Here is a 24,468-nt window from a genome sequence, read left to right as displayed (position 1 = left end):
ATGCCGGGCTCAAGATCCGCACCATGCGCCTGCCCGATATCTTCCAGGACCAGGACAAGCCCGAAAAGCAATATGCCCAAGCAGGCCTCGATGCAGACGCCATCGTCGACACCGTCCTCAAGGCACTCCGACACAACTCGGGCGGCGTCGTCGAGGGCGCGCGGGCTTGATCGCTCCGGAATGCGACGAACGGATTGAACTTGGCGGCTTTTTTCGTCGAGTCGAGGCCATGGCTTAGCAATCGGGTTACCATTGCCGCGCTAGAAAACCGCTCGTGCGCAAAGGGCGAGGGCGATGGCACACGATTATCAATGGCACCGGGCGGAGGTCCGCAAGCGGCGGGCGCGGGACTGGAACAGCGGGCCCGACCCCGAGGCGCGCCCGCGCGGGCCCTGGCTGCGCATCGGCCTGATCGTCGCGCTCGGCGTGACCTCTGGCATGGTGATCGCCCATGGGATCAGCGACGCCGACCGTTCGCGCTACGATCGGCTGCTGAGCAGCGTCGACATTGTCCCGCCGGAAGCCCCGAACTCGCCGCGCGGATGAGACGAGCCGATATGTGCATGCGCCCTCCCACATTGACCGGCGATTGCCTCGGGCTCACAACCGCGCCGTCATAGCGACGGCCTGGTGCGTGTCGCGCCGGCCGGGCGCATGGACGATCTAGGAGAACGCGATGCGAATGATCCTGCTCACCCTCGCAGCGGCGATGGCGGCGACGCCCGCACTCGCCGCCGATCCCGTCTCGCTCAAGGCGACGCTCGCGGGCAACGCGGACACCGACGCCGACGGCACCGGCACCGCAACCGTGACGGTCGATACCAACAAGAACGAAGTCTGCTACAAGCTCACCGTATCCGGCATCGAGCCGGCGACGATGGCACATATCCACAAGGGTGCCGCGGGCGCCTCCGGCCCGGTGGTGGTGCCGTTCGACCCGCCGACCAGCGGCAGTTCCGAAGGCTGCAAGCCGGTGACCGCCGAGGTCTCCGCAGCAATCGCCGCGAGCCCGGGCGACTATTATGTCAACGTCCACAACGCGACTTTCCCCAAGGGCGCGATCCGGGGCCAGCTCGGCAAATAAAAGGCTGACATATCGAGCATGAAACCGGCCCTCGGGGGCGATTCCGGGGCCGGATTCATATCCTTTGCGGAGAATCCCTTAGCGGGATTGGCCTGAATGGCGGGCGCGGTGCCCGGATGGTCGAACGGCGATCAGGAGGATCGCCCGTGCAGGACTGCATGAAACGCCGGCTGCTTTATGCATCGTCGCAAGCCTATGAACCCGACTCCGGGGAGGCGCACGGTCGTGTCGGCTGGATCGAGCCGCCGGTCGTGGTGCGCCGCGCCGGCGCCATCGGTCACCGGTCGATCGACCAGGCGCTGGTCGGCCGCGTTCCGGACGGGGTGGTGGTGGCATTCCGCGGATCGCTGCCGATCGCGTTCGATGGTGGCCATGATGGTTGGGCGACCCTGCTCGACTGGCTGAATGACGGCCTGGCCGTCTGTGTCGAGACACAAGATTATCCCGGCGGCGTGCATCTGGGCTTTGCGGAATCGATGCGGCGGCTATGGGCCGATGCCGAGGGATCGCCCGGCGTGCTGAGTCTGGTGCGCGGCCTGCTGGTCCGTAATCTGATGGACGGGCGGGCGCAGCGGCATCTGTTCCTGACCGGCCACAGCAAGGGCGGAGCGCTGGCGAATCTTGCGGCGTGGCGCGCGAGCCAGCTGCCCGAATGGGGCGACATGCCCCTCAGCGTGGCGACGATCGCTGCGGCGCGGGCCGGCAACGGTGCCTTCGCGCGGCACTATGCGGCGACGCGGATCGCTTGCCTGCGCTACGAGGTGCCGTCCGATCCCGTGCCGCATTTGCCGCCGGGACCGGAGACGCCGCGCTGGGTACGCGTGGTGGCGCGGCAGTTCGGGCCGACGCCGACGGCAAGCGACTATCATCCGGTCGGCCTGCGCGTCAGCGGTGCGCCCGCGCGGGGGTGGCTGAACGCGTGGCTCGGCCATATCGGGCGCCTGGTCTCGTGGCGCGGGCTCGATCTCCGGGCGCTGACCCCGGCGGCGTTGGCAGCGCACGCGATCGGTCCGCGATCAGGCTATGACCAGCTCATCTGTATCGGGGAGACCGCTTGCGGCCACGGTCGTCGCTGAGTCGCGCGCTGCTTAACTTCGCCATGCAACTGCCTGAAAATGGCTGATTATGCCACGTTTCGTTCATCGGAGCGACAGAAACCGTTGCCCGAAAGCCGCATTATCGGCCTGGGCCGGGCTTATTTGCCCCGCGGTGCAACGGCTCCCGGATTGAGGGGTTGGGACGGACCTCGGCGATGTCGGCATGCGCGAGGCGTCCGGCAGCCGGGGAGTAACAACAAAGGTGTACACCATGCGTAAGCTTTTCATCGTGACCGCCGCGGCGGCCGCATTCGTCGCCGTCCCCGCCTTCGCGCAGGACAACGGGCAGGCAGACACCGCACCGGACGGCGCTCGCTCCTCCCGGATCGAGCCCTATGTCGGCGTGACGGGCGGCTGGGAGCAGTTCGATAACGAGCGCAACGCTGGCATCCCGCAGTCGCCGAACCGCAACGACCGGCTGAATGGGGCGCTTGTCCAGGGCGTCGCGGGCGTCAATCTGAACGTCGTCGGGCCGCTGTTCGTCGGTGCCGAGGGCAATGCCGCCAAGGGCGTCTCGGGCGATATCGACTGGGAATATGGCGCGGCCGGTCGGGTCGGCGTCCGGGCGGGCCAGAACGGCCTGTTCTACGGCAAGGTCGGCTATCAGTGGGTCAATTTCGACAAGTTCGGCGACAATAGCCGCGACTATCACGCGATGACCTATGGCGCCGGCGTCGAGGTCGGCACCAAGAGCGGCATCCGCGTGCGCGGCGAGGTCAACACCTTCGGCTCGGCGCACAGCGTTCGGCCGATGGCGGGGCTCGTAAAGGGCTTCTAAGCGGTTTCGGCTCGTAAGGAGAGGGCGGGTGCGGCGATGGCCGCGCCCGCTCTTTGCATTGGGGCTATTTCCCCTCGGCGAGCTGGAACTCGGCCGGCACGGGGATGATCTCATAGACGGTGAGCAGCGCCGATTTGTCGACGGGCGCCAACGTCAGCCGCCAGCGGAACGGGCCGATCCGCTCCATCACGCCTAGCGCACTCTGGGCGGGCACGGCGCCGTAAATCGGTGCCTTGGCCTCGCCCAGACCATAGCCGCCGAGAAAGACGAAGCGGTTGCCGTCATCCGGATAGAGCCAGCCCGAAGGCCGTTCGCTGCCGGTCTGCTTGGTGAAGGACTGGCCCTCGCTCTCGCCACCGACATAGCAGAAGGTCGCGGGGAAGGTGCGATAGGCGGGCACGCGCCGGCCTTCCCCGCCGAGCTTCACCACGCGGCACCGATAGGAGCCCGGCGGGAGTGCGGGATGGGCGAGCGCCCGGGCGGGGTCGAGCAGCGCGCCCTCCCGCGCCACTGCGCCGGCGAAGCGCGGTTTCGCGGCAGCGAGCGCGGTCGACCACAGCGCCCTGAACGTCGCCAGTCGATCCGCATCCTCGCCGACGATCAGGCGCTGCCATTGCTTGTCGGAGGGCGGGGGCAGGTCGACGATCGCTGTCGGCCGCTGCGCCCGCATGGACGCGCACCCGCCGAGCGCGGCAGCGAGCAGGAGCAGGAAGAGGCGAGCGTCGCGGCGCATGAGTCTTCCCCCGGTTGGACGGCCTTCATCTACATGATCGGAGACGGTTTAAGGAGGGGTGCGTTGCGGTGGTTGACGGAAAATAAGCCGCTATGGTGCTGGTTGGTGGCCGGCATCGCGCCGCTCGGCGCCATTGCCGCTCAAGGCGTTTTTTGTCCGGCCGGATCGGCGGCGCGATGGGAATAGCTGAAGACCCGCGAGAGCCGCCAGCCATCGGCGCCCTTCACCCAGAGCTGGACGAAATGGGCGGTGCCTGCCCTGTCCTCCGGCCCGTCCCCCTTCCGTTCGTAGAAATCATGGTCGCCCTCCTCGATCGCGCCCAGGCCGGGGATCGCCTCGACATGAAGCGAGCTCTCGACCAGCGCGCGTCGGGAGCGCCAGCTGTCCGGTGCGCGACGGGCAGCGCAGGCCTTTTCATATTGCGCCAGGAAAGGCGCCGCCGAGTGCGCGACCAGCCCGTCGCGATCGTGATACATTTCGAAATCCGGTGCGAGCATCGTCGCGAGCCGTGCGGAATCGCAGCCTTCGAAAAACAGCCGGAAGAATTCCGCATCGCGCGCGCGAATCTCCCTGGTCAGTTCGGCACCGCTAGCCGGCACGACGACAGCCTGCGCGGGCGTGGCTGCGGCAAGGGCGAACGCGAGAAACATGAGGCATGCCTTCTTGGTGTATTATGTATATCATACACATGATGCGATTCGGGTCAAGCGTCCGAAAAGGGAAGATGGCGCGACCAGGCAAGTGCTGGGCTGCCCCTTAAGGCGGCCTGGCTTCTCTGGTGATCGCACGCCGGTCGGACTTTCGTCGCAAGCCATGCTGCGCCGCGGCAAATCCGGGTTATCCTGTCCTCCGATCCTGCGATGGAGGCACCGCATGAAGTCGTTCCAATTCTCCCTGGCGCCGGACAAGCTGTGGCAGGCGATCAACCCGATGAGTTTCTACCAGCAGGGCGCTCAGTTCGGCTTCATCAACATCGATCTCGGCGCCACGCCCCGGCCGGATATCGAGCAGGACGTCCTGGACGAGGTCGGCAGCTATGGCCGCCAGCTCGGCCGGATCGGCGATGCGCTCGAGGTGCTGATCCGGCGGGTCGACCCGCAGGGGCTGAGCGCCGAGGAGCAGGACGCGCTCGATATCGTACAGGGGCAATTGGCCGAGATCCGCAAGATCAAGCGGCGGGAACGCGCGCAGGACGCGGCCTAGCACCGGAAAGAGGGGCCGGGACATGAGCGTCGGCATCGAGCAGCTTCGCGACTTCCGCTTTCCCAGCGGCTTGGACTGGGACCTGGCGACGATCACCTGTCGCGCGCCCGAACTCGCCCGCCGCCTCGGCGTCGAGCTCGAGCGATGGGAGGAGGACGGGCTGGGCCGGGTGACCGGTTTTGCCCTGGGGCCGGCGGAAACGCCGATCCTGATCCGGGAACTTGACCAGGGCCCGAACGGCCATCCCCTTTACGGGACCGTGATCGCCATCGATGGCGGCGAAGCCGCGGCGATGGGCCACTCGGCCACGCTGGACCGGGTGCTGGCGGTGCTGGGCCTGGACAAGCGCGCGGTAACCTGGATGCCGGACGATCTGTCCGAATGGGCGCTGACGGCCGGCCGGCTCATTGCCTTCCGGATGGCGAGACAGGCGCAAGCACGGCCCCCGATGCCGGAAGCTTGGTGATCGGCGATCGCGCCGCGACCGAGGCGGTGCGACGGGATGATGCCGGCAGCATGATCCCAGCCATGCGACGTGTCGCGGCGGCGAGGGAGTGGGAGGCGTCGTACAGCGCGCGCATCGCCGGATCGAACGTCGGCAGGTCGGCCTCCGCCGCTTGCCCGATCGCCGCCAGGAAGCCGGGCGCATCCCTGGCCAACCAGCCGGCTGCGGCGACAGCGGGATCATAGCCCGAAAAGGCCTCGGCCGTGCCGATGATGCGTTTGCCGAACATCAGCGCCTCGGCGACCTTGGTCTTCATGCCCGATCCGTCGAAGATCGGCGCGACCACGCACTGCGCGCCGAGATACCAGGGCGCGAGATCGTCCACGGCACCGATGATCCGAAGGTTGGGCGATTCGCCGAATTCCTGCCGCAGCGCCTCCATGCCTTGTCCGACGATCGCGGTAGGCAGCGGCGATTGGGGCGCGACCTCGCGTGCGAACCACTCGATTCCCTGCCGGTTTGCGTAAAAGGCGCCGCCGACGAACAGCAGATACCGTTCCCGGCATGGCGCGATCGCCGGACGCGAGGGAAGGGCATCGTCCAGCGCCATGGGCGACAGATAATCGGCGCCGCGCCCGTAGAGTCGCCGCAGCGTCTCGCTGTCGCGCCTCGACAGACAGATGATCGCATCGCTGTGGCGCACCGCCTTGCGCTCCGCGGCATAGTTCGCGGCGAGAAGCGCGAGGGAAAGGGCGGTCCGCTTCGCCCGGGCAGCGCCCAGGAAGAAGCGCGCCTCGACATTGTGGAAGAAGGTCACCACCCGGACCTGCGCAAAGGCGCGTTTGATCGGCGCGACCAGGTGCCCGAGGCTCGAGCCGTCAACGAATACCTGCCCCGCGGCAACCTCGCCGACCCGGGCGATGACGCGCGCGGTTTCCCGTGGGTCGAGCCCGGGCTGCCCGCGCACGGCCTGGATCAGGCTCAGGCCGGATCGTCTCGCCAGCCGGTGCACTGTCAGGGACTCGTCGAACACGCCCATCAGCGCCTGGGCATTGAGCCGACACAATAGCTCCCGTCCGCCGGGCGGGGCGTCGGGATCCAGCAAGGTGACCAGGAGGACGCTGGCGGGATCGGGGGCGGGCATCGCCGAGAGGCTGCAACAAACGACGCCGGGCGACAATCGCGGTTTGCGCCGGGAACGAGGGTAACGGCGCTTAGGTATAACCCCGCCTATCTCCGCATCGGCCTCTCGGTCAGGGTCTCGACTTTTCGGCGATCAAGGCGGCCCGCATCGCGGTAGGGCGCGGTGATTCCCCGACCGGCACGCAGACCCGGCGGATCCTCCCTTATGACGGCACCCGGATGTTCGGCACCATGGCGGAGGCCGAGGAATGGCTGTTCCAGGATCCGCCGTCGACGATCCCGCTGCTGGCCGTCGGGTGACCGGAGCGGGGTATCAGCCCCGCCCGATCACCGTCCGCCGCGCGAGCATCCCCACATCGAATTCGAAGATCAGCTCGATCACCGGTGCGGCGGCGGGGTTCTTCGTGAAGGGCGCGCCAGTGCAGAACAGATTGGGCATGCCGTTGTCGCACCACAGATCGGCGGGCAGGCGCGGCTGGGGACGGCCGTCATACACGACCCGGTCCCTGCCCATGCCGCCGCGCAGGGCGCTCACGGTGAAGTCCCGCTTGCCCGGGAGGGTCAGGTCGATGTCGATCTGGAAATGGGCGGGCGATGCCATGGTGCTCGCGCGGTAGGCGCCCAGTTCCCCGAGGGTGAGCACGGCGCCGGGCGTTCCGGTCATCGGCTTGATGACGTTGGCAAAGAGCCGGATCAGCCGACCCGTCCGCCCCTCCAGCACCGAGCCCTGCGCGATCGTCTTCGCGGTGAGGAGATAGCGGAAATAGGCGCCGAAGTCCTTGCCGGCTCTGGCCGCCTCGGCAGCGAGCCGGACCGGTTCGGCGCCGGTGCAGTTGCGGAAGATCGGGGCGTTGCGGCGTTTCACGAAGACCTGGCCCGACGACCAGGGAGGCACGCCGGCCGATTTCAGCGTGGTGCGGATCAGAATGGCCCCGGGGCGATCCACGACCGAGAGGACCACGCCCGCGCCGAGATCGCCGGCGACGTGCGAGCCGTTCTGCGTGGCGTCGCCCGGTCGCCCGCGGCAGAAGGAGAGCGGCTGGCCTGGCAGCATGTTCCAGTTCGCCAGCCCGCCGCCGTGCTCAAGCCCTGAAACGTCGTTCTTCCGGACGGTGAAGACGCCGTTCGCATAGGTGACATTGGTGCCGTCGACGCGATTGTAGCGGCTGCCGGTCGGCATGAAGGGGTAGCAATATTGCGCCTGGGCGATCCGGCAATTCTCGAAGATCGCCTCGTCGTTGAAGCCGAGCGCCCCGGAGAAGCCCATCCTGGCGATGTCGCAATTGGTGACGTGCAGGCTCTTTCCGCCGATGCCGAGCAGCGCGATCCGGCAATTCTCGAGGCTGACCTGGTCGACGCTCGCGCTCTGCATGCCGATGCCGGCGAGCAGGCGCCCGCCGCGGCGGACGGACCGCTTCACCAACTTGTCGGGCTCGCTGTGGACGCGCTCCACGCAGCGTTCGGCGAGGAACTCCTCGCAGACGCTTTCGGCGAAACCGGGCGTGTCGCAGTCGCGGAAGGTGACCTTGCGCCCCATCGCCAGAATGTAGTTGCTGTGCGCCGTGCCCGCGTGGCGGCAGGTGAGCCCGAGAAAGCTGTGGTCGATATCCCAGGTGAAGCCGTTGCGATCGAGCTTGTAGACGCGCGATCCGTCCCATTTGTTCTGCGCCGGATAGGAGGGGAAATCCGGGCGGTACTCATGGCTGAGCGGGGCATCGAAGGTCAGCACGCCGGAGCGCGGATCGACCGCCCTGATGCGGACGAAATCGAAACGATAGAAATTGGGCGGATAGCCGCCGAACTGGATATCCTCGCCGGCGATCATCACCATCTCGCCGGGCGTATAATGGCGCAGGTCCGCCGGGGTCGCCACGACCACCCTGGTATCGCCCTTCTTCGCCGCACGGATCAGCGGATTGACGATGTTGCGATAGAGCACCGTGTCGCAGCCGACCGGCCAGGGAAAGCCGGTGGGCGAGGTCTGCAGGAAGGTCGCGCCGTGCGCGTCGAAGACCAGGGTCGAGATGCCCTTGAAGCAGTCGGTCGCGACGGTCTGGTCGAAATGATAGATGCCCGGCGGCACCGTGACATGCACCGCGCGCCCTTGCGCCGATTCAGCGCGGGCCCATTTGCCGAACGCATTGAGCGCGGCGGAGGTGGCGGCGGTACTCGATGCCGGGCCGTTGGCGACCGCGCCGAACTTCAGCAGGTTGGTGGGGCGAGCGGGGCTTTGGCGTGCGGGGGTCATGCTTCCCTTTCCGGCGTCGATCCCCCGCTGCGGCCGTACGGATCATGGAATGGCTATCGCATGAACGCCCCGCCTTGGGAGGGGCGGGAAGCGGTGGTATCAGTTCAGGTGAATCGGCAAAGCCTTCACAGCGCGCAGAAATGCATCGTTCCTTGCCGCGTTGCGCTTGTGGTCGCATCCAAAGTCGGCGTCATAGATCAGATCGGACGTCGGACCTATCCAGCGGATACTTACGCCTCCGGCGTCGGTGACGTAGGCAACGCCCTTGGGGCACGGTGTCTCGAGTATGATCCGTGCACTGGCGTCATTCAGGGGGACGGCCTCCGCGCGATATGGTTCGAGGCGTCCGATAAGGTCGATAAACTGCGGCGGCGTCAGAGCAAATGTTTCGCTTCGCCCATTCGGCCAAGGCGGGAAGATCTGGGTCCGGCTTTGCCCTTGCCGGTTTGCGCTGACGACCGCGGGCATGCCTCCTCTGATCCTTATTTCAACGCGATCGATTTCCGGCTGCGATCTGGCGGTACACCCGCTTGTCGAAGCCACGATCAATAAGCCGAGTGCATAGCGCATCCTGCTTGTATGCCCGATGCGAACGATGTCCGCCACAAGATCGATGGCGACGAATTTAAAGGTTCCTGCTTGGGTCCAACGATGAGAAACAGGCGGGACGTGGGTTCCGCCGGGAGCCTCAATATCAGTCCCGGTAAGGGCGTTGAATCGAAGGCGATTGTTGAAAATGTCAGTAGGGTCGCTGACATTTTCGAGTTTTGTGCAGTGAGCGGGCTCAACTATTGAATCGGGGTGGCTGTTGGAAATGTCAGTAGGGTTGCTGACATTTTCGAAATCTCGCTCGAACTGATATTTTACTATATTTATCAATGATATAGGTGAAAATGTCAGGGGATCAATCATGTCATGAAGGGGGAAATCCGATGAAAAACTGGATCATCGCCATGGCCGCGCTGGCCACCGCTCCGATGGTGCAAGCAGCCGCGGCGCAGGAGGTGCCGGCGGCGATCTTCACGGATCCGGTGCGCGATGTCGCGCACCCCGCGCGGATGGAGGTGCTGCATATCCCGAGCGGCGGCGTGGAGATCAACGGGCTTGCCTATGTCGCGGCGGGGGCGGGGCCGCATCCGGTGGTGCTGCTGTGCCACGGCCTGCCGGGCAACGAGAAGAATCTCGATCTCGCCCAGGCGATGCGGCGGGCCGGCTGGACGGTGATCACCTTCAACTATCGCGGCTCCTGGGGCAGTCCCGGCAGCTATCGCTTCGCCAATGACCTGGCGGATGCCGATGCGGTGCTTGCCTGGCTGCGCACCCCCGCAAATGCCGCGAGCCTTGGCATCGACCCGAAGCGCATCGCGATGGTCGGGCACAGCCTGGGCGGATGGGTGACGGCGCTGACCGCGGCGCATGATCCGGCGCTGATCGGCGCCGCGCTGATCTCGCCCGGCAATATCGGTTTCCTCGGCCGCATGCCGCGCGACACCGCAGCCGGCTTCTTCACCGCCAACGGCCTCGAGGCGCTGGCCGATACGAACGGCGCGATCATGGCCGACGAGGCGATCGCCCATGGCGACGCGTTCGATTTCGTGAAGGCCGGGCCGCGGCTGACCGGGACCAACCTGTTCGTGCTGACCTCCGACGACGGCCTGGCGCCAGAGGCCGACCGGCTGGCCGCCGCGGTGAAGGCGGCCGGGGGCAAGAGGCTGACCACCCTGCATGTCGCGACCGATCATAGCTGGTCCGACCGGCGCATCCGGCTGGAGAGCGAGATCATCCGGTGGCTGGGGGGATTGGGGCGGTGAGGGGCGCGCGACGCCGGGCCAACTCAATTCGCGTTCGGAGCGAGTAAATGCAGATCAGCCAGGCCGCGAACACAATGGCGCCCGCCTATCTCGCGATCCTGTCGAAGGGATTCGTCGTGACAACAAGCGGGGACATGATGGTTGCGGAGAAGGGGCAGCACCGTTTCGTGGCCGAGGAGCCGGTGTCTCTGCTGGGCCTGATCGCGCTGGCCGAAGTGAGGGGAGAGGAATGGCGGGCGAGCGATGACGAGATCGCCGCCTTCGTGCGTGACTTCGGCTAGCTGAGGTCTCCCTTACCGGTTCGCAGGATGGATGATCAGCGGCCTGTTGCCGGGCGGCTCAGCAGGACGCCTGTAATGAACTAGCCAATCCAGATCAGCCAATAGGCGAGCAGATACCAATAGCGCGGCGACAGGGGGATCGACCACAGGTGAAGGGCCGCCCAAAGTACCCCGCGCCGGCAAGGATCTGGTAGAGCGGGTAACGCTCCGCGGCAGGTCGCGCTCTGGCAAGCCTCCGGCGGTGCTGACGCTCCGCTACGGGTGGGGCAAAGATCGAAAAGGCGAAGCTGGCGAACTCGACGGTCAATACCAGCATCAGCGCCGCGAGCAGGAATTCCAGCAGCGGCAGGTAGTCGTTGAAGCACTCGTCGGACTGGCCGGTGAAGGTCCGGCCGGCGCATCGATAGTCGCGACGTGCCCATATGCCGGTGCCGAAGGCGATCGGATAGGCGAGCCACACATGGCAAGGCCGAAGATCGCTGCGATGCGGCGTTTGCGTTCGTCCTTCACGGTCGCGAGGGTAGGCGCGCGGGCTGAGCGGATCAAGCGGACGCAAGAGGCGCGAGGAGGAGGTGAGCAGCGGATTTAGCGTAGTCTGGGAGGCTCGCTAATTGCTAAACTTTCACCGGAATTTTACCGATTTAAAAGGCTACGGCGTTATAAGCTCTACGGCTGGAAAATACGCATGTATCTTTTGCGGATCTCGCGTGAGAACGGGCGCCTGTTCTACATCAGCTAGTGCGCCAATAAAGAAATCTGGAAGAACGTTTACTTTAGTTCCCTTATTCTTCCGATAGTGAGAATATGCCCTGCCCGCCCGAAATAAAACTTGATTTGAATAACCGCAACGGACAAATGCTAGCTGATTGAGAGTCTCATCTGCGTGAGCCTCGGTTTCCATCGCAATGGAGAATTCGCTATACACTGCGTCGGAGACGAGAACCGGCCCAGTCATTTTTGCTTGTTCGATAGCTCCGACACTCCACGCATGGTGTTCGGATTCTGGCTCCAAAAGGTCGATTAAGACATTAGTATCTACGTAGGTCGTCATTCCCCCCTCGTCAGCTTCGTAAGATCGTCACTCGACATATTTGGCTTAATTCCAAGCTCCTTAAGGGAGCGTAGGGCCTCTTCTGTTTGTGACCTAATATAGCTTTCCATGTCAAAATCGTCGAGATTTTCAACGTCGAATAGCTCAAATCCCGCCACATACTTTGCCAAAACTTTGCATATTCTCGGGATCGCGTTTCGTGCGGTTGGATTGGTGGGATGAAAGATGCCTATATTGCCTGGCTCGACCGGTTCGTTCGGGATCATATGCGGAATAAGCAATCTCTCACGATCTTGCACAGCCTCTTCGGAGAACCGGGATCTGCCTCCACATGCGCCATAAAGGCTCGTGAAATATCCCGCTGCTATGTCCTTAGCGACGCCGCGTTTTCCGCCAAGCACGCCAAAACCGCTCCGCATCAACTGCCCCATTAACGCGGCATCTGCTAACTTTCCGGTTCCTATCTGATTAGGAAGAACGGTCCGATCTAAGGCAAGAAACAGCGCGCTCAACCACCATCGTTCAGGTTTTGTAGACTTATAAGAGCCCAGCCCGCCAACTTTGTATAAATAGTTCAAGTTAGTCGCTAATTTTCTGGACGTCTGTCCGACATATCGGTCATCATTTGCTACAAAGGCCTCAATGTCGTCAGCAGATATCTGTGCCGCGTCCCATCCAAAAACGGGCCCGACCCGATCAGCTACATAATGAAAAGCCCAGAGTGCCGGTCGCTCCTGATAAGCGGTCGCGCCCCTCCATCGGCCCACTTTGCTAAAGTTGAATGCAAATAACGCTAAACGATCAAAATGCGGACCATGCCGGAAATTGAGCGCTTGAAATACTAATTCGTCTATTACGACAAAATCTATCCCCGATCGAACTTCATTATAAAGAAAGAAGTTCAATGCAATATAGTCTGGACGGCCTGAGCTACGCACTCGTTCGCGAAATTTCGCTCTAGGCACGTCGCGTATGTCGTCCGCGAACCCCGTTCGAATCATTTCATGCAAAACTTTTAGGCCCTGGCTTTCAGGGCCCCAGCTAAAGTTTTTGGTAAAACTTCCGGGATGCCACTCTTCCATTATTTAACGCAGTCCAGCCTTTATGCTTTCTTCAACGCTGTTGTGGGCATAGGTATTCCAGCCAATTTCATATGTCTCAGCTTGGTTTCCCCAGACTGTCCAATCCTTTCGAGTGCCTCGGCCGAACATTTCGAGGCGAGGACCCCAGCTGCATTTTTCGATAATTTCGTACTGCTCATCGGGTTTGCGACTATGTTCGCGCTTTCGAGTTTGGATCATGTTAACTTGGCTACGGCCCGGATCCAGCGTCCGCGCATTCTTGCCGCGCACGCCGAACAGCAGGAGTTCGGTTACGTTGCGAAAGTAGAAGCCGACACCGCGTCCGTCTGATCCCCCATCCTTCCGCACCTTATGCCAAATGATATTAGAAATATAACGATAGCCCCATGCGTCCATCACCTTAAGGCCTTCGGGCAATAAAGCGTTTGGAACCCAAAGGTAGAGATGCGAAGGATCGGCGGCGATCTCATTCACCGGTAGCGCGCAGATATCTTCCAGCGTCATGGTCCCGTAACGGTTGAGACGCTTGTGCTCCGGCGCAATCTTGCCAGTCCGATTCTGAAACTGCCACGGCGGATCAGCGAGAATCGTACCAAATTTCTTATCTTTCGCGACGCCCAGCAAGTCGACGCTAGCTGACACGTGTCCATTTGGATCCAGCACTGGACGCTCCTCGTTGGGCGAAGGTAAGAACAAAACGAGATCCTTATGTGTCTGCCCGAGGAGGGTCAAGCGACTTGTTTTCTCTCGCCGGAATGCCCCTGGACGAGACGCGATTCGAGCCAAACGCGCCGACCTTCTCGGCTCTCGTTTTGAGCCGCCTCGCTTACCGCTTTTGGAGTGTATCACCTGTTCTGCACCTACGGTGTTACATTCAATTTCAATAATGTGTCGGTATCTCAGCGACTGCTGCATAAGCGGGGCAGGGGAATCTCATTCCGCCGCCACGCCAGCCTGCGAGAACATATCCCCGCCACCGGTGCCATCCCCGGCATCCTCATTAGCAGCCTTGCCCGACTTCGCCTTTTGCCGCTTGTCGAACCCGTCCCACACCTCGTTCCAGTTCCCGCGCGTCGCGGCCTTGGAATATTCCGTCGCGCGCTGTTCGAAGAAGTTGGCGTGCTCCACGCCGTTGAGCAGCGGGGCGAGCCAGGGCAGGGGGTGCTCGTCGATCATGTAGATCGGCTTCAGGCCGAGCTGGCCCAGCCGCCAGTCGGCGATGTAGCGGATATACTTCTTGATCTCCTTGGGCGTCATGCCGTTGACCGGGCCCATCTCGAAGGCGAGGTCGATGAAGGCGTCCTCCAGCGTGACGGTCGTCTGGCACATGTCGCGGATGTCCGACTTGACCGACTTGGTCAGGCAGTCCCGCTCCTTGGCGAAGGCGTGGAACAGCTTGATGATGCCCTCGCAGTGCAGGCTCTCGTCGCGGACGCTCCATGACACGATCTGGCCCATGCCCTTCATCTTGTTGAAGCGCGGGAAGTTCATCAGCATCGCGAAGCTGGCGAAGAGCTGAAGCCCCTCGGTGAAGCCACCGAACATCGCCAGCGTCTTGGCGATATCCTCGTCGGTCTCGACGCCGAAGCCCTGCAGGTAATCGTGCTTGTCCTTCATCTCGCTATATTCGAGGAAGGCGCCATATTCGCTCTCGGGCATGCCGATGGTGTCGAGCAGGTGGCTGTACGCCGCGATGTGCACCGTCTCCATGTTGGAGAAGGCCGCGAGCATCATCTTGATCTCGGTCGGCTTGAAGATGCGGCCATATTTCTCGTGATAGCAATCCTGCACCTCGACATCCGCCTGGGTGAAGAAGCGGAAGATCTGGGTGAGCAGGTTGCGCTCATGGTCGCTGAGCTTCTGCGCCCAGTCGCGGCAATCCTCGCCGAGCGGCACTTCCTCCGGCATCCAGTGGATCTGCTGCTGACGCTTCCAGAAATCGAACGCCCAGGGGTATTCGAACGGCTTGTACTGCTTGCGGGCTTCGAGGAGGGACATGGGCGGATCCTTACAGTTACGCGGTTTTTAGCGGAAGAAATTGAGGTAGAGGAGTCCGGCACCAGCGATGGTGAGGACGATCCCCAGGCGGAAATAATCGGGCGGCGGCTTTGCCGTCCTGGCGTCGAGCGACCCGTCGGCCAGCCCCGCCTCGTTGCTGCGGGTGCGGCGCTCGCGCAGCTTCGCGCCGAAGACGAGATAATAGACCCCGCAGCCGAGCAGCGCGAGATCGAGCGCGCCCGAGAACCAGTCGCCGGTCGACCAGTGGCTCACGGTGCGCCTCCCAGTTTGGAGAGGTCCAGGATGAGGAAGAGGGAAAACAGTGCAATCATTGCGACGCCCAGGAGCCGAGAACTGCGTGTCGGGGTCCCGGAAAAATTGGAGCTGCCGGTTGCCCATTGGACCCCGATCAAAATGAATATCGACATGCTCAGATGATTGGTCCAGCCGGGACGTTCGGCCTCCGGTACGGTCCAGGCGACGATCTGTATGCCCAGGATGACGGCAAGGATGAGGCCCAGTGCATAGTCCAGTGCGCCGAGCTTGTGCGGTGCGTGATCATGTTGAGCAAGCGCGGTTTCGATGGAGCGCAACTCTTCGAAATAGCTGTCATTGCCGCGTGCCAAGCGGCGGTGAAGGCGGCGTTCCAGCCAGCGGCGGTGCGCCGTGCCCAGCAGCTTGCCGACGATCCACATCAGCGCGATCAAGCCGCCGCCGCATGCTATTGAGATGACAAGAAGGACTTGCGTGCTCACGATCCCGCCCCCCACGAATCCAACGCCCAGGCGAAGCGCCCCAGCAGCAGCGCCAGCGCGATCAGCATGGTGCCGGCGATGCGGCGGCCATAGACCGCGCCTTCGCTCCGCGCCGGCCGCGTGAACACGACCAGCCCGCCGATGCCGGCGGCGGCGGCGACCGCGGTCATGATGAGCGGCGCCCGGTTCATCCGCGCTGCCGGCTCGTATAGACCGTCTTCGATCCGCGGTGCGAGCCGACGCCGAGGAAGACGATGCCGATGAAATAGCCGAAATCATACCAGCCGCCATTGTTGGGCACGGCATAGACCGCGACGTCGGGCATGAAGAGCGACAGGATCCAGGCGACGGGGAAGATGAAGCCGTGCCACAGGCCCAGCAGGAAGCCGGGCGCGGCGGGCTGCACCGACGACGCGATCTGGCGCGCGCAGGCCGACAGGCTCGCGGCAAGTGCGAGGAGGGCGACGAGGCGGGCGCGGGCCATCATCCGAACGTCCGCAGATAGAGCGAATAGGCGAACAGGCCGACGCCCACGATGAACAGCACCAGCGCCACGATCTTCGCCTGTTCGGGCGGGATGCGCTGGCCGAGCGAATCCTTCTTCGCCTCGCGGCTGGAGATCATCGTCACCAGCACGCCGAGGAATATGCAGAAACAGGCGATGGTCACCAACATGGGCCGGGCCTCCGTTCGCTTGCATCGAATCGGCCGGGCGCGCGTTGAGGGGCCGCACCCGTAAACCAGGAGGAATGCACATGGCCGACGCAAGCGCAATCAAGGAACATATGGACGTCATCGGCGCCGACGGCGTCCATGTCGGCACGGTCGACCATGTCGAGGACGGCCGAATCAAGCTGACCAAGGCGGACAGCGGCGTGGGGCGCCATGAAGGACACCATCATTTCATCCCGCTCGGCCTGGTCGCCGATGTCGAGGGCGATCAGGTGCGGCTCAGCGCCAACGCCGATGTCGCCGTGACGTTCGAGGAAGAGGCGTAGGATCATCGCGCCACCTTTCCCTCTCCCGGCGGGAGAGGGAGGGGCCCATGCGTAGCATGGGAGGGTGAGGGCGATCGGGCGAGGTGTGGCGTTTGGTCGCCCTCACCCTTCCGCCGCTTTGCGGCTCCTTCCCTCTCCCGCTGGGAGAGGGAGTTGGTGATCGCCGTGATCACCCCATCCGTATTCGCCAGCACGTCGTTGTTCCAGAAACGCGGGACCGTGTAGCCCTCGCCTTCGAGGAAACGCGTCCGTGCCGCGTCATAAGTCGCGGCCTCGCTGTGCTGGCCGCCATCGACCTCGACGATCAGCTTCAGGCTGAAGCTCAGGAAATCAGCGAAATACGGGCCGAACGGGACCTGATAGCGGAATTTCGCTGTCGGGAAGGCTTCGCGTAACGCGCGGCGCAGGCGCTTTTCGGCATCCGTGGCGTTCTTGCGTAATTCCCTGGCGCGATCGACGCTGCCGGAGGGGACGGTGCGGTAGTTGCGCATCGCCCTCACCCTCCCATCGCTTGCGCGATGGGCCCCTCCCTCTCCCGCTGGGAGAGGGGTGAAGCGTGTGCCACCGCAATCCCTCTCCCAGCGGGAGAGGGAGGGAGGACCGCAGGTCCGGAAGGGTGAGGGTGACTTAGTTGTCGCACCTCACTGACAAGCCAGACACTCGTCATAGTCCTTCGATTCGACCTGAATCTCGCGCAGGTCGATCGTGTTGTCGGCCTCCACGCCCCCGGCGAAGCCGGCGCGCTGGATGCTCTTCGAGCGGAGATAATAGAGCGACTTGATGCCCAGCTCCCATGCGCGGAAGTGAAGCATCAGCAGGTCCCATTTCTCCACGTCCGCCGGGATGAACAGGTTCAGCGAGGCCGACTGGTCGATATAGGGCGTACGGTCGGCGGCGAGCTCGATCAGCCAGCGCTGGTCGATCTCGAAGCTGGTCTTGAAGCAGTCCTTCTCTTCCTGGGTGAGGAAGTCGAGATGCTGGACGCTGCCGCCCTGCTCGAGGATCGAATTCCACACCGCATCCGAATTCTTCGACTTCTCGATCAGCAGCTTTTCCAGATACGGATTGCGGATCGACCAGGAGCCGCTGAGCGTCTTGTGGGTATAGACGTTCGCCGGGATCGGCTCGATGCAGGCGCTGGTGCCGCCGCAGATGATGCTGATCGACGCGGTCGGCGCGATCGCCATCTTGCAGCTGAACCGTTCCATCACGCCCATGTCGGCCGCGTCGGGGCAGGGGCCGCGCTCGATCGCGAGCTGCATCGAGGCCTCGTCCACCTGGCCCTTGATGTGCTTGAACATCTTCAGGTTCCAGCTCTTGGCCATCGCGCCTTCGAAGGCGAGGCCGCGGGCCTGGAGGAAGCTGTGGAAGCCCATCACGCCGAGGCCGACCGAACGCTCGCGCATCGCCGAATAGGCGGCATGCTCCATGCCGGGCTCGGCGCGGTCGATGAAATCCTGCAGGACATTGTCGAGGAACCGCATCACGTCCTCGATGAAACCCTTCTCGCCCTTCCACTGATCCCAGGTCTCGAAGTTGAGCGAGGAGAGGCAGCAGACCGCGGTGCGATCGTTGCCGAGATGGTCCTTGCCGGTCGGCAGCGTGATTTCCGAACACAGGTTCGAGGTCGAGACCTTGAGGCCGAGATCGCGGTGATGCTTGGGCATCGCCTTGTTCACATGATCGGCGAAGATGATGTACGGCTCGCCCGTTGCGAGACGGGTCTCGACCAGCTTCTGGAACAGCGCGCGCGCATCCACCGTGCCGCGGACCGACCCGTCCTTCGGGCTGGTCAGGTTCCATTCGGTGCCCTCGCGCACGGCTTCCATGAAGGCGTCGGGGATCAGCACGCCATGGTGCAGGTTCAGCGCCTTGCGGTTGAAGTCGCCCGAGGGTTTGCGGATCTCGAGGAATTCCTCGATCTCGGGGTGCGAGATGTCGAGATAGCAGGCAGCCGAACCGCGGCGGAGCGAGCCTTGCGAGATCGCGAGCGTGAGCGAATCCATCACGCGCACGAACGGGATGATGCCGCTGGTCTTGCCGTTCAGGCCGACCGGCTCGCCGATGCCGCGGACATTGCCCCAATAGGTGCCGATGCCGCCACCGCGCGAGGCGAGCCAGACATTCTCGTTCCAGGTGTCGACGATGCCGTTCAGGCTGTCGGGCACCGAGTTGAGGAAGCAGGAGATGGGAAGGCCGCGCCCGGTGCCGCCGTTCGACAGCACGGGCGTCGCGGGCATGAACCACAGGCGCGAGATATAGTCATAGATGCGCTGCGCATGCGCGGCATCGTCGGCATAGGCCGAGGCGACGCGGACGAACAGGTCCTGGTAGCGCTCGCCCGGGAGCAGATAGCGGTCGTTCAGCGTGTCCTTGCCGAAATCGGTGAGCAGCGCGTCGCGCGAATGATCGACCTCGACCGGATAGAGCTGCTGCTTCACTTCCTTCGAATCGCCGCGGGTCGCCAGCTTGCGCTTGGCGCCGCCATTCTTGCTGGAGGTGTCGACGGGCGCGCTCGTGGCGGCTTCGATCGTGTCGGTGGCCATGTTTACGCTCGCCTCCTGGGTATCTCTGAAATCCATCGCTCTGCCCCTGCTTTTCCATCAAACATACACGACTGGTTTGCCTTGGCATTTGCCCTTGGCGTTCCCGGTCCGTTCGAATCGGGGGCGAACCCCCATGATACCATTTCGAGGGCGCCCAAGCAGAACGAATTATGCCGTGCCCGCACCACAAGGTGCAGGGTGGAAGCATGCCGCAATATGGGGTCGCGGTTGTCGTTCTACCAGTTCTTGGGTTCGCCCCCGAACTCAACCCCAACAGATTGTGCCCATTCCGGCGGGGACGCAAGACAGTAAATGACAGTTAGGAGACTCGGTTCGTCGCTAATTTGAGTCGGTTCATGGCATCGACGAAACGGTGCAGCGCAGCGACGCGTGGAGTTCTGCGGGGTTTGCGAAAGGCAAGAGAACGAACGCGGAACATGACTAAATTTTCACAATGGGCCGGGTGCGGCCATCGGCAGGGTGACGATCGCGCGCAGCCCACCGCCCGGTGCCCCCTCCAGCGCCAGGGCGCCGCCATGGAGTTCCGCCAGCTCGCGCACGATGGAGAGGCCGAAGCCATGGCCGTCGCCGCTTTCGTCGAGTCGGCGGCCCGGGCGCAGCGCCTCGGCGCGGTCCCCGGCGGCGATGCCGGGGCCGTCATCCTCGATGGCGATTCGGGCTCGGCCCGAGGGGTCGGTGTCGGCCGTCAGCATGATTCGGGTGGCGGCCCAGCGCCAGGCATTGTCGAGCAGGTTGCCGAGCAGCTCGTCCAGGTCCTGCGGGTCGACCGCCAGAGCGAGGCCCGGCGGCACGGCGCGGGTGAAGGCGATGGCGCGGTCAGCATGGATCCGGGCGAGCGCCCCGGCGACTCCGTCGACCGCCGGTTCGAGTGCGGTGCGCCGCCGCGCCGCGCCGCCCGACGCATCGGCGCGGGCGCGGCCGAGATGGTGGCGGATCGAGCGGTCGATCCGCGCGACCTCGGCCGCCAGCGCGCCGTCCGGGTCGCGGCCCTGCTCGTCCAGGCGCAGCGCGAGCGCGGCGAGCGGCGTCTTCAGGCCGTGCGCGAGGTTGGCGACGTGGCCACGGGCATTGGCGAGCGCGGCTGCATTCTCGGCGAGCAGGGCGTTGAGTTCGTCGGCAAGCGGTTGGAGTTCGCTCGGCTGGTCGTCCGGAACCCGGGTCGCGGCGCCGGCGCGAACCGCGCCGATCGAGTCGCGCAGCCGGCGGAGCGGGTACAGGCCGATGCGGAGCTGGATCAGGGTCGCCGCGCCGAGCGCCAGGCCGAGCAGGGCGAGCGAGCCGAGCAACGGCGTCATGGCGGCGCGGATCGGCCGCTCGACGATCGCGGCGGGCGCGACGGCGGTGATCGTCACCGGGCCGGCCGCGGTCGGCACCGACAGGCGGCGGCCGTGATACAGATGGCTGCCGATGCGGCCGTCGAACGGATAAGAGGCCGCGTCCTTGTCGCCGTCCCGGTCGCGATCGCCCGCGCGATGATGCGGGCGCTCGCGCGGCGGCCGGACGGCGGGGTCGGTCAGCGCGGCGATCTCGACCTTGGGCAGCGATCCGATCACGAAGCCGTCCTGCCGTTCGATCCACCAGCCGCCGCCGCGCCCCCGGCGATCGGCCGGCAGGACGACGATGCGGCTGCGGTCGATGCCGCCATCCGGCCGCACCGCCGCCGCCAGTACCGCGATCTGCGCGTCGAGGCGCTGGTCGAGGCCCTGGATGACGAAGCGTTCGAGCACCGCGCCGATGGCCAGCGCGGCGAAGGCGAGCGCGGCGACTGTCGCCAGCGCGGCCAGGGCGGCGAGCCGGCCGAACAGCGATCGCGGCACCAGCCTCATGGCAACGCCTCGGTCAGGCGATAGCCCCGGCCGCGCACCGTCTCGATCAGGTCGCGGCCGATCTTGCGCCGCAACCGGCCGACGATCACCTCGAGCGAGTTGGAATCGGGATCGGCATCGCTCTCATAGGCATGCTCGAGCAGGTCGAGCCGGTCGATCACCGTTTCCTTGCGCAGCATCAGCGCCGAGAGGATTCGCCATTCCAGCGCGGTGAGCTTCAAGGGCAGGCGGTCGAGTTCGAACTGGCCGGTCTGCGCATCGAAGCTCAGCGGCCCGCAGGCGATCAATGTGGCGGAATGGCCGGCGGCGCGGCGGATCAGCGCACGCAGGCGCATCACCAGTTCCTCGACCCGGAACGGCTTGGTCAGATAATCGTCGGCTCCGGCGCGGAACCCCTCGACCTTGTCGGACCAGCCGTCGCGCGCGGTGAGGATCAGCACGGGCAGGCCGCGCCCGGCGGCGCGCCATTCCTGCAGCACCGCGATGCCCGGCTTCACCGGCAGGCCGAGGTCGAGCACGGCGGCGTCATAGATGCCGGTATCGCCGAGATGCGCGCCGTCCTCGCCATTGGCGGCGATGTCGACCGCGAAATTCTCCGCGCGCAGTGCCCGGGCGATGCCGTCGGCGAGCGCCGAATCGTCCTCGACCAGCAAGATGCGCATTCGGGCTCCTTTCCGTCACCGCGCTAGGCCCGGCCCTTAAACCGAAACTGAACGGGGAGGTTCAGCGGGGCGTTGGGCTCCATCGCTATCACGGCTTCATCCTGAACCCATGGAGTGAAACCGAATGACTGAAGAAATCGCCGTGAAACCGGCTCGCAGGCCGACCCTTCGCACCACGCTTGCCGCCATCGCCCTGCTCGGCGCCGGCGGCGCGGTTGGCGCGACCGCCGCGCGGATGGCGGGGCCCTCGATCGAGGTGGCCCCGCTCAACCCGGTCGCGATCGCCTCGCTCAAGGCCGGGGAGGGCCTGGTCACCGTGCGCGGCAAGGTGGGGGAGGTTTACGGATCGAACTTCATCCTGGCCGATGCGAGCGGCCGTACCATGGTGGAAGGCGGGCCGCGGTCCGACGGGCTGATTGCGGCCGGAAGTTCGGTGACGGTGCAGGGCTGGAACCGCAGCGGCGTGCTGCGCGCGTCCTTCCTGGTCGGCGCTGATGGCAAGGTGACGCCGCTCGGGCGGATGGGCCATGGGCGTGGAGGACATGGTGGGCGTCATGGCGGGCCGGACGGTCCCGGTTGGGACGATCGCGATGGGCCGCTCCCGCCCGAGGCTGACGGTCCCCTGCCGCCGCCGTCCGCTCCGGTTCCACCGGCACCTGTCGGCAACAGCGCCGGACAATAACCCCACGCCTCCTCCGTCATGCCGGACTGGTTCCGGCATCCACCGTTCCACGAGCCTGAAGGCCGATGAACTTGCGGCGCGGTGGACCCCGGAACAAGTCCGGGGTGACGGGGTAGAGGGCAGGGTAAAGAACCTATGCCCCCTTGATCGCCTCATAGGCCGCCTGCAGCCGCATCGCGACGCTGGGGCGGCCGGTCGGTGGCGTGCCGAGATGCACGGTGCGCAGCTCGTCCATGAAATCCACCCACATCTCCGGTCCACCTTCCTCGAGCAATTGCGCCCGGATCGCGAGATCGGGGGTGACCGGCAGATGCCGCCGGCCCCAGGCGCCGAGCTGCGCCATCAGCGGCACGAGCTGGATGGCCGGCTCGGTCAGGCTGTAGAAATGCTTCTGCTTGTGGCTGGGATCGTCCGTGATGGCGAGGAAGCCCGCCGCGACCAGCTTCTTCAACCGGTCGGCCAGGATGTTCGAGGCGATCCGCTCCTCCGACGCGCCCAGCAATTCCCGGAAATGGCGGCGATTGCCGAACATGATGTCGCGGATGATAATCAGGCTCCAGCGATCGCCCAGCGCCTGGATAGTGAGGTTGATCGGACAGCCCGATCGCGGGTCTTCGATATGGATCGTCATGACTGGTTGCAATGTAGAACTGGTTTGATAAAAGGCAACCGGTTTTGATTCGCAAGCAGTATGGAGAGGGCGATGACCAGGGTTCGCGTCAATGCGTATTCGATATCGGTGGACGGGTTCGGGGCGGGTCCCGACCAGGACCTGGCCCATCCAACGGGGGTGGGCGGCGACGATCTCCACCGGTGGCTGGTCGCGACGAAGACGTTTCTGGCGATGATCGGCGAGGAGGGCGGATCGTCGGGCGTCGATGAATCCTATGCTGCCCGCTCGATGGCGGGAGTGGGCGCCTGGATCATGGGCCGCAACATGTTCGGCCCCATCCGCGGCGAATGGCCGGACGAGGAATGGCGGGGCTGGTGGGGCGATACGCCGCCTTATCACTGCCCGGTGTTCGTCCTGACTCACCATGCCCGCGCGCCGATCGAGATGAAGGGCGGCACCGTCTTCCATTTCGTCACCGGCGGGGCCGAGGAGGCGTTGCGGCTGGCGCGCGAGGCGGCGGGCGACCGCGATATCCGAATCGGCGGCGGCGCCGCGACGATCCGGGAATATCTGACCATGAGGGCGATCGACGAGGCGCATCTGGCGATCTCGCCGGTGGTGCTGGGCAAGGGCGAGGCGCTGTTCGCGGGGCTCGATCTGCCGGCGCTCGGCTATAATGTGAGCGAGCAGGCGCCGGGCGAGAAGGCCACGCATATCGTGCTGACACGGCAATAAGGAGAGACCGACATGACGCTGAAGCTCTACGCCCACCCGCTGTCGTCCTATTGCCACAAGGCGCTGGTCGCGCTGTACGAGAACCATATCCCCTTCGAGTACAAGATGCTCGACGGAAGCGAGCCCGTGGCAAGCGAATTCGCCGCCCTATGGCCGATGAAGCGCTTCCCCTTGCTCACAGATGGCGAGAGGATCGTACCGGAAGCCAGTGTGATCATCGAATATCTCGGCGTCCATCATCCCGGGCCGGTCACGCTGATCCCCGACGATCCCGATGCGGCGATCGAGGTGCGGATGCTCGACCGTTTCTTCGACAATTATGTGATGAACAGTCAAAGCCGGGTGGTGTTCGACTTCATCCGCCCTGACGGCAATCACGATCCCTATGGCGTTGCCGAAGCGAAGGCGATGCTGGACAATGCCTATGCGGTGCTTGATCGCTGGATGGAAAGCCGCGAATGGGCCGCAGGCGGCGCCTTCAGCATGGCCGACTGCGCGGCGGCACCCGCCCTGCTCTATGCCGACTGGACCCATCCGATCCCGCAGGAATATGCCAATGTCTGGGCGTACCGGACGCGGCTGCTGGCGCGGCCTTCCTATGCCCGGGCGCTGGATGAGGCGCGGCCGTACCGGCACATGTTCCCGCTCGGCGCGCCGACCGATCGGGATTGAGGCA

General features: G+C 64.6%; 32 protein-coding genes. 12 read left to right on the top strand and 20 right to left on the bottom strand.

The window, feature by feature from the left end:
- Nucleotides 1–294 precede the first annotated feature (294 nt).
- The 4 genes from AC1RT8_RS21755 to AC1RT8_RS21740 all read left to right on the top strand — a co-directional run bounded on the left by AC1RT8_RS21755 (nt 295) and on the right by AC1RT8_RS21740 (nt 2,959).
- Nucleotides 295–546: a hypothetical protein gene (locus tag AC1RT8_RS21755; RefSeq protein ID WP_493078272.1), complete on the top strand. Its 252-nt coding sequence runs from the start codon at nt 295–297 to the stop codon at nt 544–546.
- A gap of 136 nt (nt 547–682) precedes the next feature.
- Nucleotides 683–1,084: a CHRD domain-containing protein gene (locus AC1RT8_RS21750; RefSeq protein WP_493078270.1), complete on the top strand. Its 402-nt coding sequence runs from the start codon at nt 683–685 to the stop codon at nt 1,082–1,084.
- A gap of 158 nt (nt 1,085–1,242) precedes the next feature.
- The gene (locus AC1RT8_RS21745) at nt 1,243–2,160 is read left to right on the top strand and encodes a lipase family protein (protein WP_493078268.1); all 918 of its coding nucleotides are present in this window, start codon (nt 1,243–1,245) and stop codon (nt 2,158–2,160) included.
- Between the two features lie 232 nt (nt 2,161–2,392).
- Nucleotides 2,393–2,959, top strand: coding sequence for an outer membrane protein (locus AC1RT8_RS21740; protein WP_493078266.1), 567 nt, complete (start codon nt 2,393–2,395; stop codon nt 2,957–2,959).
- Nucleotides 2,960–3,023: 64 nt separating this feature from the next.
- Here AC1RT8_RS21740 and AC1RT8_RS21735 read toward each other — a convergent pair whose 3' ends face one another.
- Both AC1RT8_RS21735 and AC1RT8_RS21730 read right to left on the bottom strand, forming a co-directional pair.
- Entirely contained in the window at nt 3,024–3,692 is a 669-nt protein-coding gene (locus tag AC1RT8_RS21735) for a DUF4893 domain-containing protein (protein WP_493078264.1), read from the bottom strand.
- 140 nt (nt 3,693–3,832) lie between these two features.
- Complete coding sequence (locus tag AC1RT8_RS21730; protein WP_493078262.1) at nt 3,833–4,342, bottom strand: nuclear transport factor 2 family protein; 510 nt, start codon at nt 4,340–4,342, stop codon at nt 3,833–3,835.
- A 223-nt stretch (nt 4,343–4,565) separates the two neighbouring features.
- On the opposite strand from AC1RT8_RS21730, the gene AC1RT8_RS21725 reads away from it, so the two are divergent.
- Both AC1RT8_RS21725 and AC1RT8_RS21720 read left to right on the top strand, forming a co-directional pair.
- The gene (locus tag AC1RT8_RS21725; RefSeq protein WP_493078261.1) at nt 4,566–4,895 is read left to right on the top strand and encodes a hypothetical protein; all 330 of its coding nucleotides are present in this window, start codon (nt 4,566–4,568) and stop codon (nt 4,893–4,895) included.
- Between the two features lie 22 nt (nt 4,896–4,917).
- Nucleotides 4,918–5,361, top strand: a complete 444-nt coding sequence (locus AC1RT8_RS21720; RefSeq protein ID WP_493078259.1) for a hypothetical protein — start codon at nt 4,918–4,920, stop codon at nt 5,359–5,361.
- Here AC1RT8_RS21720 and AC1RT8_RS21715 read toward each other — a convergent pair.
- The 3 genes from AC1RT8_RS21715 to AC1RT8_RS21705 form a co-directional block, all read right to left on the bottom strand.
- Nucleotides 5,300–6,484: a glycosyltransferase gene (locus AC1RT8_RS21715; RefSeq protein WP_493078258.1), complete on the bottom strand. Its 1,185-nt coding sequence runs from the start codon at nt 6,482–6,484 to the stop codon at nt 5,300–5,302. The genes AC1RT8_RS21720 and AC1RT8_RS21715 overlap by 62 nt on opposite strands.
- A gap of 312 nt (nt 6,485–6,796) precedes the next feature.
- Nucleotides 6,797–8,731, bottom strand: coding sequence for a hypothetical protein (locus AC1RT8_RS21710; RefSeq protein WP_493078256.1), 1,935 nt, complete (start codon nt 8,729–8,731; stop codon nt 6,797–6,799).
- Nucleotides 8,732–8,830: 99 nt separating this feature from the next.
- Complete coding sequence (locus AC1RT8_RS21705; RefSeq protein WP_493078254.1) at nt 8,831–9,643, bottom strand: hypothetical protein; 813 nt, start codon at nt 9,641–9,643, stop codon at nt 8,831–8,833.
- 20 nt (nt 9,644–9,663) lie between these two features.
- On the opposite strand from AC1RT8_RS21705, the gene AC1RT8_RS21700 reads away from it, so the two are divergent.
- The gene (locus tag AC1RT8_RS21700) at nt 9,664–10,542 is read left to right on the top strand and encodes an alpha/beta hydrolase family protein (protein WP_493078252.1); all 879 of its coding nucleotides are present in this window, start codon (nt 9,664–9,666) and stop codon (nt 10,540–10,542) included.
- A gap of 47 nt (nt 10,543–10,589) precedes the next feature.
- Nucleotides 10,590–10,823, top strand: a complete 234-nt coding sequence (locus AC1RT8_RS21695; RefSeq protein WP_493078251.1) for a hypothetical protein — start codon at nt 10,590–10,592, stop codon at nt 10,821–10,823.
- A 94-nt stretch (nt 10,824–10,917) separates the two neighbouring features.
- Here AC1RT8_RS21695 and AC1RT8_RS21690 read toward each other — a convergent pair whose 3' ends face one another.
- From AC1RT8_RS21690 to AC1RT8_RS21645, 10 genes are all read right to left on the bottom strand, one after another.
- Entirely contained in the window at nt 10,918–11,283 is a 366-nt protein-coding gene (locus AC1RT8_RS21690; protein WP_493078249.1) for a hypothetical protein, read from the bottom strand.
- 189 nt (nt 11,284–11,472) lie between these two features.
- A complete protein-coding gene (locus AC1RT8_RS21685) occupies nt 11,473–11,874 on the bottom strand; it encodes a type II toxin-antitoxin system VapC family toxin (RefSeq protein WP_493078247.1) in 402 nt (133 codons plus the stop codon).
- Entirely contained in the window at nt 11,871–12,956 is a 1,086-nt protein-coding gene (locus AC1RT8_RS21680; RefSeq protein WP_493078246.1) for a hypothetical protein, read from the bottom strand. Before AC1RT8_RS21680 ends, AC1RT8_RS21685 begins: the two co-directional genes overlap by 4 nt.
- A 3-nt stretch (nt 12,957–12,959) precedes the next feature.
- On the bottom strand, nt 12,960–13,619 hold the full coding sequence (locus AC1RT8_RS21675; RefSeq protein WP_493078245.1) for an MT-A70 family methyltransferase: 660 nt from the start codon (nt 13,617–13,619) through the stop codon (nt 12,960–12,962).
- A gap of 270 nt (nt 13,620–13,889) precedes the next feature.
- Nucleotides 13,890–14,954: a ribonucleotide-diphosphate reductase subunit beta gene (locus AC1RT8_RS21670; RefSeq protein WP_493078243.1), complete on the bottom strand. Its 1,065-nt coding sequence runs from the start codon at nt 14,952–14,954 to the stop codon at nt 13,890–13,892.
- 27 nt (nt 14,955–14,981) lie between these two features.
- Complete coding sequence (locus tag AC1RT8_RS21665; RefSeq protein ID WP_493078242.1) at nt 14,982–15,227, bottom strand: hypothetical protein; 246 nt, start codon at nt 15,225–15,227, stop codon at nt 14,982–14,984.
- Nucleotides 15,224–15,709, bottom strand: a complete 486-nt coding sequence (locus AC1RT8_RS21660; protein WP_493078241.1) for a hypothetical protein — start codon at nt 15,707–15,709, stop codon at nt 15,224–15,226. Before AC1RT8_RS21660 ends, AC1RT8_RS21665 begins: the two co-directional genes overlap by 4 nt.
- Nucleotides 15,706–15,879 (bottom strand): hypothetical protein, encoded by a 174-nt coding sequence (locus AC1RT8_RS21655; protein ID WP_493078240.1) that lies wholly within the window; start codon nt 15,877–15,879, stop codon nt 15,706–15,708. Before AC1RT8_RS21655 ends, AC1RT8_RS21660 begins: the two co-directional genes overlap by 4 nt.
- Before the next feature lie 17 nt (nt 15,880–15,896).
- Entirely contained in the window at nt 15,897–16,196 is a 300-nt protein-coding gene (locus AC1RT8_RS21650; protein ID WP_493078239.1) for a hypothetical protein, read from the bottom strand.
- Complete coding sequence (locus AC1RT8_RS21645) at nt 16,193–16,384, bottom strand: hypothetical protein (protein ID WP_493078238.1); 192 nt, start codon at nt 16,382–16,384, stop codon at nt 16,193–16,195. The genes AC1RT8_RS21650 and AC1RT8_RS21645 overlap by 4 nt, the downstream gene beginning before the upstream one ends.
- 80 nt (nt 16,385–16,464) lie before the next feature.
- On the opposite strand from AC1RT8_RS21645, the gene AC1RT8_RS21640 reads away from it, so the two are divergent.
- The gene (locus AC1RT8_RS21640) at nt 16,465–16,707 is read left to right on the top strand and encodes a DUF2171 domain-containing protein (RefSeq protein WP_493078237.1); all 243 of its coding nucleotides are present in this window, start codon (nt 16,465–16,467) and stop codon (nt 16,705–16,707) included.
- A gap of 2 nt (nt 16,708–16,709) precedes the next feature.
- On the opposite strand, the gene AC1RT8_RS21635 is transcribed toward AC1RT8_RS21640, so the two are convergent.
- From AC1RT8_RS21635 to AC1RT8_RS21620, 4 genes are all read right to left on the bottom strand, one after another.
- Nucleotides 16,710–17,198 (bottom strand): endonuclease domain-containing protein, encoded by a 489-nt coding sequence (locus tag AC1RT8_RS21635; RefSeq protein ID WP_493078236.1) that lies wholly within the window; start codon nt 17,196–17,198, stop codon nt 16,710–16,712.
- A gap of 150 nt (nt 17,199–17,348) precedes the next feature.
- A complete protein-coding gene (locus tag AC1RT8_RS21630; protein WP_493078235.1) occupies nt 17,349–19,289 on the bottom strand; it encodes a ribonucleoside-diphosphate reductase subunit alpha in 1,941 nt (646 codons plus the stop codon).
- A 413-nt stretch (nt 19,290–19,702) separates the two neighbouring features.
- Nucleotides 19,703–21,100: a sensor histidine kinase gene (locus AC1RT8_RS21625; RefSeq protein WP_493078234.1), complete on the bottom strand. Its 1,398-nt coding sequence runs from the start codon at nt 21,098–21,100 to the stop codon at nt 19,703–19,705.
- A complete protein-coding gene (locus AC1RT8_RS21620) occupies nt 21,097–21,762 on the bottom strand; it encodes a response regulator (RefSeq protein ID WP_493078233.1) in 666 nt (221 codons plus the stop codon). Before AC1RT8_RS21620 ends, AC1RT8_RS21625 begins: the two co-directional genes overlap by 4 nt.
- Nucleotides 21,763–21,886: 124 nt before the next feature.
- Between AC1RT8_RS21620 and AC1RT8_RS21615 the strand changes: the two genes are divergently transcribed.
- Nucleotides 21,887–22,444 carry a hypothetical protein gene (locus AC1RT8_RS21615; RefSeq protein ID WP_493078232.1) on the top strand — a complete coding sequence of 186 codons (558 nt, stop codon included), beginning with the start codon at nt 21,887–21,889 and terminating at the stop codon, nt 22,442–22,444.
- Between the two features lie 133 nt (nt 22,445–22,577).
- On the opposite strand, the gene AC1RT8_RS21610 is transcribed toward AC1RT8_RS21615, so the two are convergent.
- Complete coding sequence (locus tag AC1RT8_RS21610; protein ID WP_493078231.1) at nt 22,578–23,075, bottom strand: winged helix-turn-helix transcriptional regulator; 498 nt, start codon at nt 23,073–23,075, stop codon at nt 22,578–22,580.
- A 72-nt stretch (nt 23,076–23,147) separates the two neighbouring features.
- On the opposite strand from AC1RT8_RS21610, the gene AC1RT8_RS21605 reads away from it, so the two are divergent.
- The gene (locus AC1RT8_RS21605) at nt 23,148–23,792 is read left to right on the top strand and encodes a dihydrofolate reductase family protein (protein WP_493078229.1); all 645 of its coding nucleotides are present in this window, start codon (nt 23,148–23,150) and stop codon (nt 23,790–23,792) included.
- Nucleotides 23,793–23,804: 12 nt separating this feature from the next.
- Complete coding sequence (locus AC1RT8_RS21600) at nt 23,805–24,464, top strand: glutathione S-transferase family protein (RefSeq protein WP_493078227.1); 660 nt, start codon at nt 23,805–23,807, stop codon at nt 24,462–24,464.
- Nucleotides 24,465–24,468 lie beyond the last annotated feature (4 nt).

The sequence above is a fragment of the Sphingomonas sp. GW821-FHT10F11 genome (genome assembly GCF_058809095.1).
This window is presented reverse-complemented; position numbering and strand designations above follow the sequence as displayed.